The organism is Streptomyces sp. NBC_00028, from assembly GCF_045041065.1.
GTDB lineage: Bacteria > Actinomycetota > Actinomycetes > Streptomycetales > Streptomycetaceae > Streptomyces.
On the sequence record NZ_CP108293.1, the window covers coordinates 6,804,486 to 6,819,819 of the forward strand.

A 15,334-nucleotide genomic window follows, 5' to 3' on the forward strand; every position below is an offset into this window, starting at 1 on the left:
GGGGGTCCCGCCCCTTCGGCCTCTTCTACGAGCGTCCCGCCGGGGCCCGACGCCTGCGGGTCAGCAGGAGGACTCCGCTGCCGGCGAGCAGGGCGACCACGCTCCCGGCCGCGAGATACGGGGTGGTGTCGTCGCCCCCGGTCTCGGCCAGGTCGTCGGAGGCGTCCTGCTTCTCTCCCGCCTTGTCCTCCGTGTCCGTCCCGGCCGCCTTGTCATCGGCCGGCATGAAGCCCGCGGGCGGCCGGTCACAGCCGACGCCGTCGCCGTCGCGGTCCAGATGGGTGCCGTAATGCTCGTCGCCCTTTTCGATGTTCGCGTATCCGGCGGCGTAGGCCTCGGTGCAGTTGTCGAACGGGTGGTCGCCGTCGTGGGCCGAGGCGGCCGCCGGGAGTACGGCCAGGGCCAGCCCGGCGACGACGATGGCGCCGGGCTTACGGAGCAGCTTCACTGCGGGTCCCTCCGGGGTGGTGCGGATCTCCGGACGCGTGATCAAGAAGTGACGACCGGTCAGATATGAGGTGACGAACCTATTGAGGGACCCCACTTGTGGAGGCGGTATGAAGGACCCGTGACAAGAACGTGACGTGACCGGACGGTAGCTCTCCGCGAACCTGACGCTCGGTCAACTGTCACAGCCGACGCCGTCGTTGTCCCGGTCCAGGTGAGAGGCGTAACCGGGCTCGCCACGATGGATGGGAGCGGCGCCGGCGGCGCGGGCTTCGCTGCAGTTGGCGTAGTAGACGCTGTCGGAGTCGGATCCGGAGCCGGAACCGGTGTCCGCCTCGGCCTGCGCCGTGACCGTTCTGGTGACCTTGACGGTCTTCGTGGCGGTCACGGTCGCCGCAGGTTCTGGCTCGACGGTCTCGGTCGCCGTGGCCGTGGCCGTCATGGTGACTGTCGCCCGCGGCTGGGCCGCCGCGGGCTTCGCGTCGTTCTTCGTGTCCTCGCCGCCTGCGCCTATGCCGGCGCCGATGAAGAGAGCGAGCGCGAGGGCGGGCAGTACGTACCGCTTCCGGGCCCACTTGGGTGCGGATCCGGAAGCGGACGGTGCGGTGTACGGGTTGGTCATGGTGTCCCCCCAGGGTGCGACGTGAGGGGATGACCGTATGGGTGCACCTTCGCTTGTGAAGGTGGAGTGTTCAATCTGTGACCGGTATGCGGCTACTGCCGGAACGGGCCCGTTACTTCGTAGGTGATGCCGCCCGAGGAGCTGCCCGTCGTCCCCCGCTGGCTGGAGAAGTACAGCCGGGTGCCGTCGGGGGAGAAGGCCGGGCCGGTGATTTCCGAGGACGACTGGCCGTCGATGCGCAGGAACGGGGCGACCACGTCGTCCGGGGTGATCAGGCAGATCTCCATGTTGCCGCCGTCCTCGGCGATGTAGAGGTCGCCGGAGGAGGAGCCGGTGACGTTGTCGACGCCGGTAAGCGGGGCCGTGCCGGAGGTGACCAGGGAGTCGTCGTAGGCCAACTCGTAGGTGCTGGCGGTCAGGTTGAGCTGCCAGACCCGGTTGTCGCCCTTGGTCGTGAACCACACCTTGTCGTCGGCGTAGTGGCAACCCTCGCCGCCGTTGAAGGACTTGGAGCCCGAGACCTGGGTGCGGGTGGTCGTGGGGGAGCCGTCGGGGTCGGGGACCGTCGTCCAGGTGTAGGAACCGGACGTGGCCGTGCCCGCCACCAATACCTGGAGCGTGCCGGACGACAGGTCGCCCCAAGTGGTCGGCACGAAGCGGTAGAAGCGGCCGTTCGTCTCGTCCTCGGTCAGATAGATCACCTTGCGCACCGGGTCCGCGGCCGCCGCCTCGTGCTTGAAACGGCCCAGCGCCGGCCGCTGCACCGCCGCGTTCACACCCCACGGGTCCGTCTCGTAGACGAAGCCGCGATCCACCTCCTCGCAGGACAGCCAGGTGTTCCAGGGTGTCTTTCCGCCCGCGCAGTTCTGCCGGGTGCCCGACAGGATGCGGTACGCGCCCGTGATCGCCCCGGACGACGAGAACCTCACCGCGCTCGCGCCACCGCTCGGGTTGATCTCCGAGTTGGAGACGTAGATCCAGCCGCTGCCGTCGGCGTAGCAGGCGCCGCCGTCCGGCGCGCTGTGCCAGCTGTACGACGTCCCGCTCACCGTCTGCCCCGAACGGGCGACGACCCGGCTCGTGAAGCCGCTCGGCAGCCGGATGCCGTTGGCGTCCGGCGAGCCCGGCGCCCCGTACGGGCCCGTGCCCGGCTGGGCGGGGGCGGCGTATGCGGCACCGTGCCACAGGGAGCCGCCGAAAGCGGCGGAGGCCCCGCCGACGACGGTCGCACGGAGGAAGGTACGACGTTCCACGCTCACTCCATAGGGGTGTCGTGACAGCCCCGCCACCGGTCGGCGTCGGGGTCGCGCGCTGTCGGACCCTAGGGTCATGGGATTGACGTGTCATGGACAAGGCGTGAATCGGGCGTACGGCTCGCATGACCAGGAGTGCCCCCGCTCGTAGGCTGGGCTGTCGTCACCGGTGGAGGGAGGCCGGCCATGCCCGGCTGGAGCGAGCAGGACATCCCCGACCAGAGCGGGCGCACGGCCGTGGTCACCGGCGCCAACAGCGGCCTCGGTTACGTCACCGCGCGGGAGCTGGCCCGCCGGGGCGCCCGGGTGGTGCTCGCCTGCCGCAGCGAGGCGCGCGGCACCGAGGCCGGGGACCGGCTGGTCAGCGAAGTGCCGGGCGCTGACGTGGAGTTCACCCGGCTCGACCTCGGCGACCTCGCCTCCGTACGGGACTTCGCGCGCGCTTTCCCGTACGACCGCCTCGATCTGCTCGTCAACAACGCGGGCGTGATGGCGCTGCCTTACGGCACCACGGCGGACGGGTTCGAGACCCAGTTCGGCGTCAACCACCTCGGGCACTTCGCGCTCACCGGGCTGCTGCTGCCCGCGCTCCTCGACACCCCCGGCGCACGGGTGGTGACCGTCTCCAGCGGGGCGCACGCGCTGGCGAACATCGACCTCGTCGACCTCAACAGCGAGCGCCGTTACCGCCGTTGGGTCGCCTACGCCCGCTCCAAGACCGCCAACCTGCTCTTCACCCACGAGCTGGCGCGCAGGCTCGCCGGGCACGGGGCCGACGTGGTGGCCGCCGCCGCTCATCCCGGGTACGCCGCCACCAACCTCCAGGAGGCCGGGCCACGGATGGCCGGGCGGCGGTTCGTGGAGCGGTTCATGGCGGTCGGCAACAGGTTCTTCGCCCAGTCCGCGGAGGGCGGCGCGCTTCCCACGCTGTACGCCGCCACCGCCCCCGGCGTCCCGCCCGACTCCTTCACCGGTCCCTCTCTCGCCGGCCTGCGCGGCTCGCCCCGGCCGTCCTGGCGGGCGCCCTGGACGGTCGACGACCGGGCGGGCGAGCTGCTCTGGGCCGCCTCCGGGCAACTGACCGGGGTGGCGTACGAGGCGTTGAAGGGCTGACCTCTCAGGCCGCCGCCCCGCTGTCCACCACGAGGTCCGTGCCCACCACCGACGACGCGTCGTCCGACGCCAGATACAGGACCGCCGCGGCGATCTCCTCGGTGGTCGAGACACGGCCCAACGGCAGGGTGCCCTCGGCCCGTTCGGCGCGCTGCGCCTCCGTCTCGCCCGGGCGCAGCGACATCGGCGTCTCGACCGCGCCGGGGCTGACCGCGTTGATCCGGACGCCGTCGCGGATGTGGTCCAGAGCCGCGCCCCGCGTCAGCACCGACACGGCGGCCTTGGTGGCGGCGTAGGCGGCGGCGCCGGGATGGCGGGCGTGGACGCCGAAGATCGAGGCGATGTTGACGATCGCGCCGCCCGAGGGCTGGGTGCGCATCTGGTGGACCTCGGCCCGGAGGGCGAGGAAGACGCCGGTGAGATTGATGCCGAGCTGCTCGTGCCAGTCGGTCTCCGGCAGGTCGGCGAGGGGCTGCCCGCCCCGGAAGACACCCGCGTTGTTGACGGCCACGTCGAGCGAGCCGAAGTGGTCGACGGCGGCGGAGACCAGGGCCTGTACGCCGGCGGCCTCGGTGACGTCCGCCGTGACCGCCAGGGCCTTGCCGCCCGCCTCCTCGATCAGCCGCACGGTCTCCTCCAGCGGCTCCTGGCGGCGACCGGCGACCACCACCTGAGCCCCCTCGGTGGCGAGCGCCAGAGCGATGGCCCGGCCTATGCCGGAGCCCGCGCCGGTGACGAGAGCGGTCTTGTCGGTGAAACGCGTCCTGGCGGTCATGATCTCCCCTTATTCTTGACCGAACGGTTCAGTATGGCGGCAAATAAAAAACGGCGGACCTCAGTCCAGCAGTGCCAGCGCCTGTTCCGCCGCGTCCCGCACCCGGGCCGGGTCGGGCGAGGCCTTGCCCACGACCTTGAGGCCCTGGAGCAGCACCAGCAGCATACGGGCGAGCGCCAACGGGTCACGGTCGCCGGACAGTTCGCCCTGGGCTCGCGCGCGGGCCAGGCCCGAGTGCAGCACCGTCTCCAGATGGTCCCAGTTCCGTTCGACCTGACGGGCCGCGGCCGGGTCGTGCGGGGCCAGCTCCGCCGCCGTGTTGGTGATGAAACAGCCGTTCAGGCGCAGGTTCTCGGCGGTGGCCTCGTCGGCGTAGCGCCGAACGAGCGCCCGGACGGCCGGCAGGACCGGGCCCGGCCGGGACAACTCCCCGAGCAGGTCGGGCAGTCGCTCCTGATAGCGCTCCAGCGCCTTCAGATACAGCTCGTGCTTGCTGCCGAAGGTCGCGTAGAGGCTCGCGCGGCCGATGCCGAGGTGCTCGACCAGGTCGGCCATCGAGGTCGCCTCGTAGCCGCGCCGCCAGAACAGCTCCAGAGCTGCCTGCAGCGCGGCCTCGGGGTCGAACTCCTTGGTCCTGGCCATGGGGAGCAGCCTAGGACTTTTGAGAACGGTCGGTCAAGAAACCTCTCGAAGGGACTACGCGGCGCGTACCTCGTACGTCGTGATCCGTACCGCCTCGTCGTCCAGGCACTCCCCGGTCTCCAGGTCGAAGCGCTGCTTCAGCAGGGGCGAGGCCACGAACGGCCGTCCCTGGAGGGAGCCGGTCAGACCGCGGGAGAGGACCGCCGCGCCGCCGAACGGGTCGCGGTTGTCGATGGCGTACAGCTTGCCCGCGCGGTCGCGGAACAGGGCCACCTGGCGGCCGTCGGGCAGCAGGGCGGCGACGCCGCGGCCCGGCAGCAGGACGTTCAGGTCGCAGACCGTGAACCAGCTGTCGTCGAGCTGCAGCTGGACCTTCAGGTCGGTGGTCTCGGGTGCCAGGGTCATCGCTGGGCGGTTCCTTCCAGGACGTCTTCAGCAGGGCGGATGCCGATGGACAGCAGCGGCAGGTCGGGCTTGATCTGGTCGCGCTCGGGGACGAAGCCGACGACCGGGTCCGGGGTGTCGGGGGCGTTCACGAAGGACACGAACCGGGCGAGCTTCTCGGGGTCGTTGATGGTGTCGGCCCACTCGTCGCGGTAGTGCGCGACGTGCGCCGTCATCAGGCTCTCCAGCTCCTCGCAGATGCCGAGCGAGTCCTCCACGACCACGTCACGGACGTGGTCCAGGCCGCCGGGGATCCGCTCCAGCCAGGTCGAGGTGCGCTCCAGGCGGTCGGCGGTGCGGATGTAGAACATCAGGAACCGGTCGATCAGCTTGATCAGTTCGGCGTCGTTCAGGTCCTGGGCCAGTAGATCCGCGTGGCGCGGGGTGGCGCCGCCGTTGCCGCCGACGTACAGGTTCCAGCCGCCGGAGGTGGCGATGATGCCGAAGTCCTTCGACTGGGCCTCCGCGCACTCGCGGGCGCAGCCCGAGACCGCCGACTTCAGCTTGTGCGGCGACCTGAGTCCCCGGTAGCGCAGCTCCAGGTCGATCGCCATGCGGACCGAGTCCTGGACGCCGTAACGGCACCAGGTCTGGCCGACGCAGGACTTCACCGTGCGCAGCGACTTGCCGTAGGCGTGGCCCGACTCGAAGCCGGCGTCGACCAACCGGGTCCAGATCAGGGGGAGTTGTTCGACGCGGGCGCCGAACATGTCGATCCGCTGACCGCCGGTGATCTTCGTGTAGAGGCCGAAGTCACGGGCGATCTCACCGATGACGATCAGGCCCTCCGGGGTGATCTCACCGCCGGGGATGCGCGGGACGACCGAATAGGAGCCGTTCTTCTGGAGGTTGGCGAGGAAGTGGTCGTTGCTGTCCTGGAGCGCGGCCTGCTCGCTGTCCAGGACGTAGACGTCGGCGCCGATCGTCGGGGCGAGGGAGGCGATGATCGAGGCGACCGCCGGCTTGCAGACCTCGCAGCCGTCACCGCCCTTGGCCTCGTCGCGGCCGTACCGGTCGAGCAGGTCCTGGTAGGTGTTGATGCGCAGGGCGAGGACGATCTCGTACAGCTCCTCGCGGGTCTGCCCGAAGCAGCCGCACAGGCCCTTGTCGACCTCGACGCCGGACGCCTCCAGCTCGGCGTTGACCAGCTGGCCGAGGACCTTGACGCAACTGCCGCACGTCGTACCGGCCTTGGTGCACTTCTTCACCTCGGGCACGGTGGTGCACTGGTGGTCGGTGACCGCGGCGCGGATGGTGCCCTTGCGGACGTTGTTGCAGGAGCAGATGATCGCGTCGTCCGGCAGCGCGCTCGGGCCGAGCTGCACCGACTCCCCGGCACCGGCCGGCAGCACCAGCGACTCGGGGGAGACCGGCGGGATCGAGCCGGTGAACGCCTTCAGCGTGCCGTAGGCCTCCGCGTCGCCGACCAGGATGCCGCCGAGCAGTGTGCCGTCGCGGCCGATGACCAGCTTCTTGTACAGGCCCGCACGGGAGTCGGAGTAGACGACGTCCAGGCAGTCCTCGGTCGCGCCGTGCGCGTCACCGAAGGAGGCGACGTCCACGCCGAGCAGCTTCAGCTTGGTGGAGAGGTCGGCGCCGGTGAAGGCGGCCTCGTCGGCGGCGATGGTCGCGGCGGCCGTCTCGGCCTGCTCGTAACCCGGGGCGACCAGGCCGTACACCCGGCCGTCCGCGGCCAGCGCGCACTCGCCGATCGCGAAGACGCTCGGGTCGTTCACCGTGCGGCACTGCTCGTCGACGGTGATGCCGCCGCGCTCGCCGACGGTGAGGCCGCAGTCGCGGGCCAGCTGGTCGCGGGGGCGGACACCGGCGCTGAACACCACGAGGTCGGTGGCGAGTTCGGAGCCGTCGGAGAGCTTCATGCCGGAGACGGCACCCGCCTCGTCGACGACGATCTCCTGCGTGCCGACGCCCGTGTGGACGCTCAGGCCCATCTCCTCGATGGTGCGAAGGAGGGCCGCGCCACCGCCGTCGTCGACCTGCACCGGCATCAGCCGCGGCGCGAACTCCACGATGTGGGAGGTGAGTCCGAGACCCTTCAGCGCGCCCGCGGCCTCAAGGCCCAGCAGACCACCGCCGACCACGGCGCCCGTGGTCGCCGTCTTCGCGTACTCCTCGATCGCGAGGAGGTCCTCGATCGTGCGGTAGACGAAGCAGCCGGCGGCGTCCTTGTTCGGGACCGGCGGGACGAACGGGAAGGAGCCGGTGGCGAGGACGAGGATGTCGTACTCGAAGACCTGGCCGGACCTCGCGGTGACCTTCTTCGCCTCGCGGTCGACCGTCTCGGCCGCGTCGCCGACGTACAGCTCGATGCCGTGCGCCTGGATGAACTCCAGGTCCGTCATGGACAGGTCCTCGGGCGTCTTGCCCGAGAAGTACGAGGTGAGGGCGACGCGGTCATAGGCCGGACGCGGCTCCTCGCACAGCACGACCACGCGGTGCGTGGCGGTCAGGCCGCGGTCGGCGAGCGCCTCCAGGAAACGCTGGCCGACCATGCCGTGGCCGACGAGGACGATCGTGGGGGTGGCCTCCGTGGCCTCCGGGCTGGCGGTCATCAGGAGCCTCCATCGTTGGTGAGCAGGTGGAGCAGCGGGCCGTCGTCGGGGAGCGGCTCTGCTCCCTCCCAGGCGCGGGCGAGCGCACCGACGGTGCCGAGTTCGCCGACGAGAACCCCGCCGACCAGGCGGTCGTCGCGGACGACGACCTTGCGGTAGGTGCCGCGGGTGGCGTCCGTGAGCTGGACGACGTCGTCCCCGGGCCGCGGCTCGGTCTCGCCGAACGCGGCGAGATCGAAGGGGGAGTTCGCACCGGTCAGCGTGAGCCGGGTCAGCGAACGGGTGCCGGTGTAGCGGGCGTTCGCCCGACCGGCCAGCAACTCGGCGAGCACGTCGGCCTGTTCGAGGGCCGGAGTCGCCAGCCCGTACAGGACACCGTCGTGCTGGACGCAGTCGCCGATGGCGTGGATGTGCGGGTCGGAGGTGCGCAGTTCGTCGTCGACGACGATGCCCTTGCGGACCTCCAGGCCCGCGCTCTGCGCGAGGCCCGCCCGCGGGTGGACGCCGCAGGCCAGGACCACGAGGTCGGCGTCGAGGGCGTAGCCGTCGGCCATCTCGACCGAGCGGACCGCGCCGCCGACGACGCGGACGTCACGGACCCGGCACTCGGTGTGGATCTCCACGCCGAGGTCCCTCAGGTGCCGCTGGACCAGCTTCGAGGCGCTCGGGTCGAGTTGGCGCTCCATGACCCGCTCGCCCTGCTGGGCGAGGACGACCTGGGCGCCACGTTGGGCGAGGGCCCGGGCCGCGGAGACCCCGAGGAGCCCGCCGCCGATCACGACCGCCTTCACACCCGGCCGTACCTGCTTGGACAGGCCCAGGCAGTCGTCCATGGTGCGGAAGGCGTGGACGCCCTCCGGCAGGACATGGTCCGACATGAACAGCCCGCGCAGCGGCGGCAGCACCGGGTTCGAGCCGGTGGCCAGGACCAGCCGGTCGTATGCGATCTTCGAACCGTCCGCGCACTCGACGGTCCGCGCCTCCCGGTCGATGCCGGTGACCCGGGCGCGGGTGAGCTCCGCGGGGGCCGGCAGCGCGATCACGTCGGGGCTGTACCGTCCGGCCAGCACATCGGCGAGGAGCACCCGGTTGTACGGGCGGTGCTCCTCCTCACCGATCAGCGTCACGGGCGTGCCGAGCTCGCCGAGCCGCCGGGCGAGACGGACGCCCGCGAGGCCGGCGCCGATCACCACCACACGCGTATTCGAGGTCATGTCCAGGAGCGTGCGGTGCGGGTGTTTCCCGACCGCATCGCATCTGTTTCCCACGAGGAACGCTGCCCTCCCCACCGCCGGGGGGCGGGTGTGAGGGTTCGGGACGGGCGCCGGGGGTGCGCTGTGAGGAGGGTGGCGTGGGCCACAGAGGAGTGGCCGGAGCCCCTTGTGCGCCCAGGTGATTGGACGGTGCACGTATCCCATCCATAAGGTCGCGCTCATGCCCGAGATACCCCTGACCACCGTCGTCGTCCTGTGCCTCGCGGCCCTCGCGGCCGGCTGGATCGACGCCGTGGCCGGTGGCGGCGGCCTGCTCCTCCTGCCCGCCCTCCTTCTCGGCCTGCCGCCCGGCACCCCGGCCGCGCACGCCCTCGGCACCAACAAGGCGGTGGCCATCGTCGGCACGTCGGGCGCGGCGGTCACGTACGCGCGTAAGGCGCCGGTGGACGTCCGCCTGGCCGTCCGGATCGGCCTGGCCGCACTCCTGGGCTCCTCCGCCGGGGCGTTCTTCGCGGCCGGGATGAGCACGGAGGTGCTGAAGCCGGTGATCATGGTGGTGCTGATCGCGGTGGCGGCGTTCGTGATCCTGCGCCCGGCGTTCGGCACGGCACCCGCGTCCGGCCCGGCGACCCGCCGCCAGGTTCGCGCCGCGATCGGCCTCGCGGGCCTCGGCATCGGCTTCTACGACGGTCTGATCGGCCCGGGAACCGGCACCTTCCTGGTCCTGACCCTCACCGCGCTCCTTCACCTCGACCTGGTCACCGCCTCGGCCACGGCCAAAATCGTCAACTGCTGCTCCCCCACTCTCGGCTTCGCTCGAGCGGGGGGACCCCCATCGCCGGCGCGCTGGCCATGTTCGCCTGGCAGGGCGCGGTGCTGTGGCAGCTGGCCGCGCTGATGGCCGTGTTCAACCTGGCGGGCGGCACGCTGGGCGCGCACACCGCGTTGAAGAAGGGGAGCGGCTTCGTACGGGTCGTCCTGCTGACGGTGGTGTTCGCGCTGGTGGCGAAAATGGCGTGGGAGCAGTGGGTGGCCTGACGCTACCTTGGCCCGATGGCGACCCAGGTGATCGTGCTCAACGGCGGCTCCAGCTCCGGCAAGTCGGGCATCGCGCGGTGTCTTCAGGCGGTCCTGCCGGACCCGTGGCTCACCTTCGGCGTCGACTCGCTGATCGAGGCGATGCCGGGCGAGGGGGTCGGCATCGAGTTCGCCCCCGACGGCGGGGTGGACGTCAGCCCCGCGTTCATGGCCCTGGAAGCCGCGTGGGCCCGCGGGATCGCCACGATGGCCCACTGCGGCGCCCGGCTGATCATCGACGACGTCTTCCTCGGCGGCGCCGCCACACAGGACCGCTGGCGCCGCGTCCTCGACGGCCTCGACGTCCTCTGGGTCGGCGTCCACTGCGATCCGCAGGTGGCCGCGGGCCGCGAGATCGCCCGCGGCGACCGGGTACGGGGGATGGCGGAACAACAGGCGACCGTGGTCCACGAGGGCGTGACCTATGACGTAGAGGTCGACACTGCCCGGACCGAGTCACTGGAGTGCGCGCGGATCATCGGGCGGAAGGTGGTGGGCGGGGTGGGGTGAGGGGGTAGGCGGGTCGGTGGTGTTGTGGGGTGGGGATGGGCGACCGGTGGGGCGGTGTGGGTGCCGAGGGTGACCGGCGGCAGGTCGCCTGGAGCGCGCCCGGCGTGGTGTTGAGGGCCGATGCTGCGTGACCCCCGGAAGCTGCCGCCGCGCGCTGACGACCACCGGATGCCCGACACCTGTTCGAGGCGGCGGTCACCGGAGGGGCGGGTCGGCTGCGCCGCCGCAATCATCGGGCGGGCGCCGGCTACAGATGCGGGGACCGTCAGGAGGTCGGTGGCTACAGGCGCCGGGGGCGGGCGGCGGGAAGTTGCCGGTTATGCCAGCGGGGGCCCGGTGGGGGGCTGTCGGTTGCGCCCGCAGGGGCCGGGAAGGTGCCGTCGGTCACGGCCGCGGGGACTGTCAGGGGCTGGTGGCTACAGGCGCGGGGACTGTCAGAGGGCGGCGGCTACAGGCGCGGGGCCCTCGGGAGGCTGTCGGTTGTGCCCGCGGGGACCATCAGCAGGTGGTGGCTACAGCCGCAGGGTCCGTCCAGAGGCTGTCCGGATACATCCGTAGGGCCCGTGCAAACGCTGTCCGGATACATCCGTAGGGACCCCGTCCACAGGCTGTCCGTTACACCCGCAGGGACCGTCCAGAGGCAGCCCGTCACAGCCGTAGGAGCGGCCGGTCCCGAGGTCGCCGGTTACGCCTGCCATGACCCCGTGAGGGGGCCGTGCCGACGGGGTCGCGGGGCCGCCGGAGGCCCCGTCAGTGGCTGGCCGTCAGGTGGGCGAAAGCGACCACGTTTCCCTGGTAGCCCGTTGACTTCGAGTAGCCGCCTCCGCAGGTGATGACCCGGAGTTCGGGGCGGTGGGCGGCGCCGTAGACCTTCTTGTCGGGGAAGTGGCGGGCGTCGTAGACCTCCACGGAGTCGACGCTGAAGACGGCCGTCGTGCCGTCGCGGCGTTGCGTCTCGATGCGGCTGCCCTTCTTCAGGGCGCCGAGGTCGTAGAAGACGGCGGGGCCGTCGGCGTTGTCGACGTGTCCGGCGATGATCGCGGTGCCGGTCTCACCGGGCGTCGTGCCGGCCTCGTACCAGCCGGCGAGGTTCTTCTTCTCGGCCGGCGGGACGTCGAGGCTGCCCGTAGGGGTGAGCCCGAGGCCCATCAGGGGCGCGTCCACGCCGATCGACGGGATCCGGATGCGGTCGGGCGGCGAGGGCGGCAGGGCGGGTGCCGAGCGCGGGTCGGCGTGACCGGCGCGCGCCTCGGACGGCGCCGGCTGCGGCGGGGCGTGTGTCTCGGCGCCACTGCGCAGCAGCCACGCGCCCGTGCACAGGGCGACGAGGGTGACGGCCGCTATGACGACGTTGCCGGTCCTGCCGGCCCTGATGAATCTGCGCACACGAGCCTCCTACGCGATGGACGCGGTGGACCCGCCCCCCTCCGGGCCGCGAGGGGCGTCGGACCCGGAGGGGGAGGGACATGCGGTACCGGCGGACGGACAGCGGAGGGTGTCCGTCAGATCCCGTCGCCTCTCGCCCGGCGATGCAGGAGCCAGGTACCGCCCGCGGCGGCGACGGCGAGAGCCGCCACGCCGGCCGCGGTCTGCACGGGATCGGGGCCCAGAGCGCCACCGACCCCCGTCTTCACACTTCCCCGGGGATACACCTGCTGCCGCGTCGACGTCATCGTGACCATGAGGTCACCGGTGACCCGCCGCCCGCTCTCCGCACAGGTCGCGACGATCTCGTACGTTCCCGGCTGCGCGCTCTCCGGCACCTTGAACTGCCCGATCGCGTCCTGCTCGTGCGTGCTCGGCGCGAGCGTGAACCGCCCGGCACCCACCGCACTCGCGTCGCCCTCCGCCGTGGCGCCGTCGCCGCACGCCGCCGTGTTCACCGTGACCTGCTCGCCCGGCACCACCGAGGAGGGGTACACCTCCAGGCTGCCCGAGTCCGCGGCGTACACCGGCGCGGTTGCCAGCCCGGCGGCCGCGACGGCGAGCGCGGTGCCGGTGAGCAGACGGGCGGTACGGCGCATCGGTGCTCCTTCGAGCGATTCGGTGTCCCCTGCCCTTCCGAGGTAAGTCGCAGCGGGCCGAGCGCGCTTCCTGAGCGTCCGTCAGAAATGTGCTGAATGGGTGTCAGGTCGGGATAAAAGGCGCCCGGGGGTTCGGAGTTTCGGCAGGTCACCGGCGTACGGCAGGTGTGTCGCGGAAGAGAACCCGAAGGGCCCAGAGCGCGCGTGCGACCGGGTGACCCGCCCGTCGCGGCCACCGCTTGACCTCGACCAAACTTGAGGTATCAGGCTGTGCCGCATGCCCAATCCAGACGCGCTCGTCGCAGACGCCCCGCTCCATGTCACCCTCATCGTCGGCAGCAACCGGCACGGCCGTTTCGGCCCCGTGGTCGCCGGCTGGCTCCTCGACCAGCTCCGCGGCCGGGACGACCTGATCCCCGAGGTCGTCGACGTGGCCGACGTCCACCTCCCCACGAGCCTGACCCCGACCCCCGAGGCGACCGCCGCCCTCGCCGACGTCACCCCGAAGCTGGAGGGCGCCGAGGCCTTCGTCGTCCTCACCCCCGAGTACAACCACTCCTTCCCGGCGGCCCTGAAGAACCTCATCGACTGGCACTTCACCGAGTGGCAGGCCAAGCCGGTCGCCCTTGTCTCGTACGGCGGCCTGGCCGGTGGCCTGCGGGCGACCGAGCATCTGAAGCAGGTCTTCGCGGAACTGCACGCGGTGACGGTGCGGGACACGGTGTCCTTCCACAACGCGGGGGCGTCGTTCGACGACACCGGCCGTCCGAAGGACCCGTCGGGCCCGGAGGTGGCGGCGAAGGCGATGCTGGACCAGCTGGTGTGGTGGGGGAGGGGCCTGCGGGAGGCGAGGGCGAAGCGTCCCTACGGGGCGTAGCCCCGACACCCCCTGGGTTCGGTGCACGTCGTGGCCGGGTACCCGATGCGCGTGTGTCTTGCGAGGCGTGTGTCTTCCGAAGAGTCTGTCTTTCGAGGGAGGAGCGAATGCCGATGACCGGCCACGGCCCCGGCCCTGAGTCCGAGCAGCCGACGACCACCGCGGACGCGCTGCCCGTCATGGGCAGCCTCAAGGAACTCGCCGACCTGGTCGAGCGGCGTAGGAATCTGTTCGTCCGCTGGTCGCGCGGGCCCGGGGCGGATCTGGAGGCCGCGGTCAGCACCGACGACCTCACCGGGGTGAGCATGCCGGGCCTGTCCGCCAACCCGCTCGACGTCGAGCCCTGGTGGCAGGGCCGCTCGACCGAGCTGTGGGTGGCGCGCCGGCTGTACGACTACTCCCACCTGCCGTGGGACAAGGGGCCCGGCGTCCGTCCGTGGATCCTGGTCGGCCGGGTGGCGGGCCGCGGACCCGACAACGAACCCCTGGTCCGGGACGTGGAACCCGTCGGCTGGATCGCCGAGGACGTCATCGGTCAGGCGGAGCGGGCGGTCGGCGGACAGGAGGAACGCTGGGGACCCCTGCGGCGCGGACGGTGACGCGGTCGTACCGGCGTCACCCGTCGGCGGTCTCGCGCCGCGCCTCGTGGTTGGCCAGCAGGTTGAGGAGTTCCGCCACCGTCAGGCCGGACTCCGCGGGGTGGCGCAGGATGGTTCCCGGCTGGATCCGGTACGTGTTCGATCTGCCCTCGCGCCGATGGGTCAGATACCCGTCGGTCTCCAGATCGGAAATGATCTTCTGGACGGCGCGCTCGGTCAGCCTGCACCGGGCCGCGATGTCGCGGATGCGGGTGGTGTGGTCCTCGGCGATCGCTGCCAGTACACGGGCGTGACTGGTGAGAAACGTCCACCCCGAGTGTGGTTCCGGCACTTCTCCCATGCCCTCAGAGTACGAGGTCTGGTTCACGTATTCAAAAGGCTGAAATAAATTTCCTGTATCCCTTGACGTGTGAAGGAGTGGTGCGGAAGCTGGAACCGGAGCGAGCGGACTCGACAAGGACAGCGAAATGCACGCACCCCTCGTGGTCGACGACAGCGCGGCGCACCTGGCCATGGACGCGCCGTCCCCGGACGGACGTGTACGGGTCACGGTCCGCGGCGAACTCGACATCAGCGCTGCTCCGGCGCTGGAGCGAACCCTGCGGCGAGCCCTGCGGTGTGCCGCCGGGGGCGTGGACCTGGACCTGAGCGGGACGACGTTCTGCGACTGCTCGGGCCTCAACGTCCTGCTGGCCGCCCGGCGGCGCGCGCTGGACCACGGCAGGACGCTCACCATCCGATCCGCCGGTCCCGCGGTACGGCGCCTGCTGACCGTGACCGGAACCTGGCCACTGTTCACACCGGGGGAGCACGCCCTGAACCACGACGAGCAGGAACTGCGCAACGAGGTCGTCCAGCTGCGCCGCGCCATGCAGACGCGGCCCGCCATCGACCAGGCGCGGGGCATCCTGATGGCGACGTTCGCGCTCAGCCCCGAGGACGCCTGGGACGTACTGGTCAGGATCTCCCAGAACACCAACACCAAGCTGCATGTGCTCGCCGGCGAACTGGTGGGCACGGCACGGGACGGAGGGCTCCCCGACGGCATGAGACAACAGGTGACGGAGGTGCTGGCGACCCGGCCCGCGGCCCCCGGCGCCGGGGAACCCGCGCCGGACGCGGCACCCTGAGGCGATCCGGGCGCGCCGCTTGCCGGAACGTCGG

The 15,334-nt window shown here is 71.4% G+C and carries 16 protein-coding genes and 1 pseudogene; 6 read left to right on the forward strand and 11 right to left on the reverse strand.

Annotation, left to right across the window (positions count from 1 at the left end):
• Positions 1–25: 25 nt before the first annotated feature.
• From OG885_RS30570 to OG885_RS30580, 3 genes are all read right to left on the reverse strand, one after another.
• On the reverse strand, positions 26–448 hold the full coding sequence (locus OG885_RS30570) for an LAETG motif-containing sortase-dependent surface protein (protein ID WP_405737479.1): 423 nt from the start codon (positions 446–448) through the stop codon (positions 26–28).
• A gap of 174 nt (positions 449–622) precedes the next feature.
• A complete protein-coding gene (locus tag OG885_RS30575; protein WP_405737481.1) occupies positions 623–1,069 on the reverse strand; it encodes an excalibur calcium-binding domain-containing protein in 447 nt (148 codons plus the stop codon).
• Between the two features lie 92 nt (positions 1,070–1,161).
• Entirely contained in the window at positions 1,162–2,322 is a 1,161-nt protein-coding gene (locus OG885_RS30580; protein WP_405737483.1) for an alkaline phosphatase PhoX, read from the reverse strand.
• Positions 2,323–2,508: 186 nt separating this feature from the next.
• Between OG885_RS30580 and OG885_RS30585 the strand changes: the two genes are divergently transcribed.
• Positions 2,509–3,435, forward strand: a complete 927-nt coding sequence (locus OG885_RS30585; protein ID WP_405737485.1) for an oxidoreductase — start codon at positions 2,509–2,511, stop codon at positions 3,433–3,435.
• A gap of 4 nt (positions 3,436–3,439) precedes the next feature.
• Here OG885_RS30585 and OG885_RS30590 read toward each other — a convergent pair whose 3' ends face one another.
• Genes OG885_RS30590 through OG885_RS30610 form a run of 5 tightly spaced genes read right to left on the reverse strand, consistent with a single transcriptional unit; the run spans position 3,440 to position 9,083 of the window.
• The gene (locus OG885_RS30590) at positions 3,440–4,210 is read right to left on the reverse strand and encodes an SDR family NAD(P)-dependent oxidoreductase (RefSeq protein WP_405737487.1); all 771 of its coding nucleotides are present in this window, start codon (positions 4,208–4,210) and stop codon (positions 3,440–3,442) included.
• Between the two features lie 60 nt (positions 4,211–4,270).
• Positions 4,271–4,852, reverse strand: coding sequence for a TetR/AcrR family transcriptional regulator (locus OG885_RS30595; RefSeq protein WP_405737489.1), 582 nt, complete (start codon positions 4,850–4,852; stop codon positions 4,271–4,273).
• A 54-nt stretch (positions 4,853–4,906) separates the two neighbouring features.
• Positions 4,907–5,257, reverse strand: a complete 351-nt coding sequence (nirD, locus tag OG885_RS30600; RefSeq protein ID WP_399955951.1) for a nitrite reductase small subunit NirD — start codon at positions 5,255–5,257, stop codon at positions 4,907–4,909.
• Positions 5,254–7,869: a nitrite reductase large subunit NirB gene (gene nirB / locus OG885_RS30605; RefSeq protein ID WP_405737492.1), complete on the reverse strand. Its 2,616-nt coding sequence runs from the start codon at positions 7,867–7,869 to the stop codon at positions 5,254–5,256. The genes nirD and nirB overlap by 4 nt, the downstream gene beginning before the upstream one ends.
• Complete coding sequence (locus OG885_RS30610; protein WP_405737494.1) at positions 7,869–9,083, reverse strand: NAD(P)/FAD-dependent oxidoreductase; 1,215 nt, start codon at positions 9,081–9,083, stop codon at positions 7,869–7,871. Before OG885_RS30610 ends, nirB begins: the two co-directional genes overlap by 1 nt.
• Positions 9,084–9,303: 220 nt before the next feature.
• Here OG885_RS30610 and OG885_RS30615 point away from each other — a divergent pair.
• Both OG885_RS30615 and cpt read left to right on the forward strand, forming a co-directional pair.
• Positions 9,304–10,121 (forward strand): annotated as a pseudogene (locus tag OG885_RS30615) (sulfite exporter TauE/SafE family protein).
• A gap of 15 nt (positions 10,122–10,136) precedes the next feature.
• A complete protein-coding gene (gene cpt / locus OG885_RS30620) occupies positions 10,137–10,670 on the forward strand; it encodes a chloramphenicol phosphotransferase CPT (protein WP_405737496.1) in 534 nt (177 codons plus the stop codon).
• 750 nt (positions 10,671–11,420) lie between these two features.
• Here cpt and OG885_RS30625 read toward each other — a convergent pair.
• Both OG885_RS30625 and OG885_RS30630 read right to left on the reverse strand, forming a co-directional pair.
• Positions 11,421–12,056 (reverse strand): class F sortase, encoded by a 636-nt coding sequence (locus tag OG885_RS30625; protein WP_405737498.1) that lies wholly within the window; start codon positions 12,054–12,056, stop codon positions 11,421–11,423.
• Between the two features lie 116 nt (positions 12,057–12,172).
• Complete coding sequence (locus tag OG885_RS30630; protein ID WP_405737500.1) at positions 12,173–12,694, reverse strand: hypothetical protein; 522 nt, start codon at positions 12,692–12,694, stop codon at positions 12,173–12,175.
• Between the two features lie 277 nt (positions 12,695–12,971).
• On the opposite strand from OG885_RS30630, the gene OG885_RS30635 reads away from it, so the two are divergent.
• Positions 12,972–13,571, forward strand: a complete 600-nt coding sequence (locus OG885_RS30635) for an NADPH-dependent FMN reductase (RefSeq protein ID WP_405737502.1) — start codon at positions 12,972–12,974, stop codon at positions 13,569–13,571.
• A 113-nt stretch (positions 13,572–13,684) separates the two neighbouring features.
• Complete coding sequence (locus OG885_RS30640; RefSeq protein WP_405737504.1) at positions 13,685–14,170, forward strand: DUF6098 family protein; 486 nt, start codon at positions 13,685–13,687, stop codon at positions 14,168–14,170.
• A 16-nt stretch (positions 14,171–14,186) separates the two neighbouring features.
• Here OG885_RS30640 and OG885_RS30645 read toward each other — a convergent pair whose 3' ends face one another.
• Positions 14,187–14,510, reverse strand: a complete 324-nt coding sequence (locus tag OG885_RS30645) for a MarR family transcriptional regulator (RefSeq protein WP_405737506.1) — start codon at positions 14,508–14,510, stop codon at positions 14,187–14,189.
• A 127-nt stretch (positions 14,511–14,637) separates the two neighbouring features.
• On the opposite strand from OG885_RS30645, the gene OG885_RS30650 reads away from it, so the two are divergent.
• Positions 14,638–15,300 (forward strand): STAS domain-containing protein, encoded by a 663-nt coding sequence (locus OG885_RS30650; RefSeq protein ID WP_405737508.1) that lies wholly within the window; start codon positions 14,638–14,640, stop codon positions 15,298–15,300.
• Positions 15,301–15,334 lie beyond the last annotated feature (34 nt).

Coding starts and splice junctions, on each gene's coding strand:
- OG885_RS30575 (WP_405737481.1), bottom strand. CDS start 1,069: ATGACCAACCCGTACACCGCACCGTCCGCTTCCGGATCCGCACCCAAG.
- OG885_RS30585 (WP_405737485.1), top strand. CDS start 2,509: ATGCCCGGCTGGAGCGAGCAGGACATCCCCGACCAGAGCGGGCGCACG.
- OG885_RS30590 (WP_405737487.1), bottom strand. CDS start 4,210: ATGACCGCCAGGACGCGTTTCACCGACAAGACCGCTCTCGTCACCGGC.
- OG885_RS30595 (WP_405737489.1), bottom strand. CDS start 4,852: ATGGCCAGGACCAAGGAGTTCGACCCCGAGGCCGCGCTGCAGGCAGCT.
- nirD (WP_399955951.1), bottom strand. CDS start 5,257: ATGACCCTGGCACCCGAGACCACCGACCTGAAGGTCCAGCTGCAGCTC.
- nirB (WP_405737492.1), bottom strand. CDS start 7,869: ATGACCGCCAGCCCGGAGGCCACGGAGGCCACCCCCACGATCGTCCTC.
- OG885_RS30610 (WP_405737494.1), bottom strand. CDS start 9,083: ATGACCTCGAATACGCGTGTGGTGGTGATCGGCGCCGGCCTCGCGGGC.
- cpt (WP_405737496.1), top strand. CDS start 10,137: ATGGCGACCCAGGTGATCGTGCTCAACGGCGGCTCCAGCTCCGGCAAG.
- OG885_RS30630 (WP_405737500.1), bottom strand. CDS start 12,694: ATGCGCCGTACCGCCCGTCTGCTCACCGGCACCGCGCTCGCCGTCGCG.
- OG885_RS30635 (WP_405737502.1), top strand. CDS start 12,972: ATGCCCAATCCAGACGCGCTCGTCGCAGACGCCCCGCTCCATGTCACC.
- OG885_RS30640 (WP_405737504.1), top strand. CDS start 13,685: ATGACCGGCCACGGCCCCGGCCCTGAGTCCGAGCAGCCGACGACCACC.
- OG885_RS30645 (WP_405737506.1), bottom strand. CDS start 14,510: ATGGGAGAAGTGCCGGAACCACACTCGGGGTGGACGTTTCTCACCAGT.
- OG885_RS30650 (WP_405737508.1), top strand. CDS start 14,638: ATGCACGCACCCCTCGTGGTCGACGACAGCGCGGCGCACCTGGCCATG.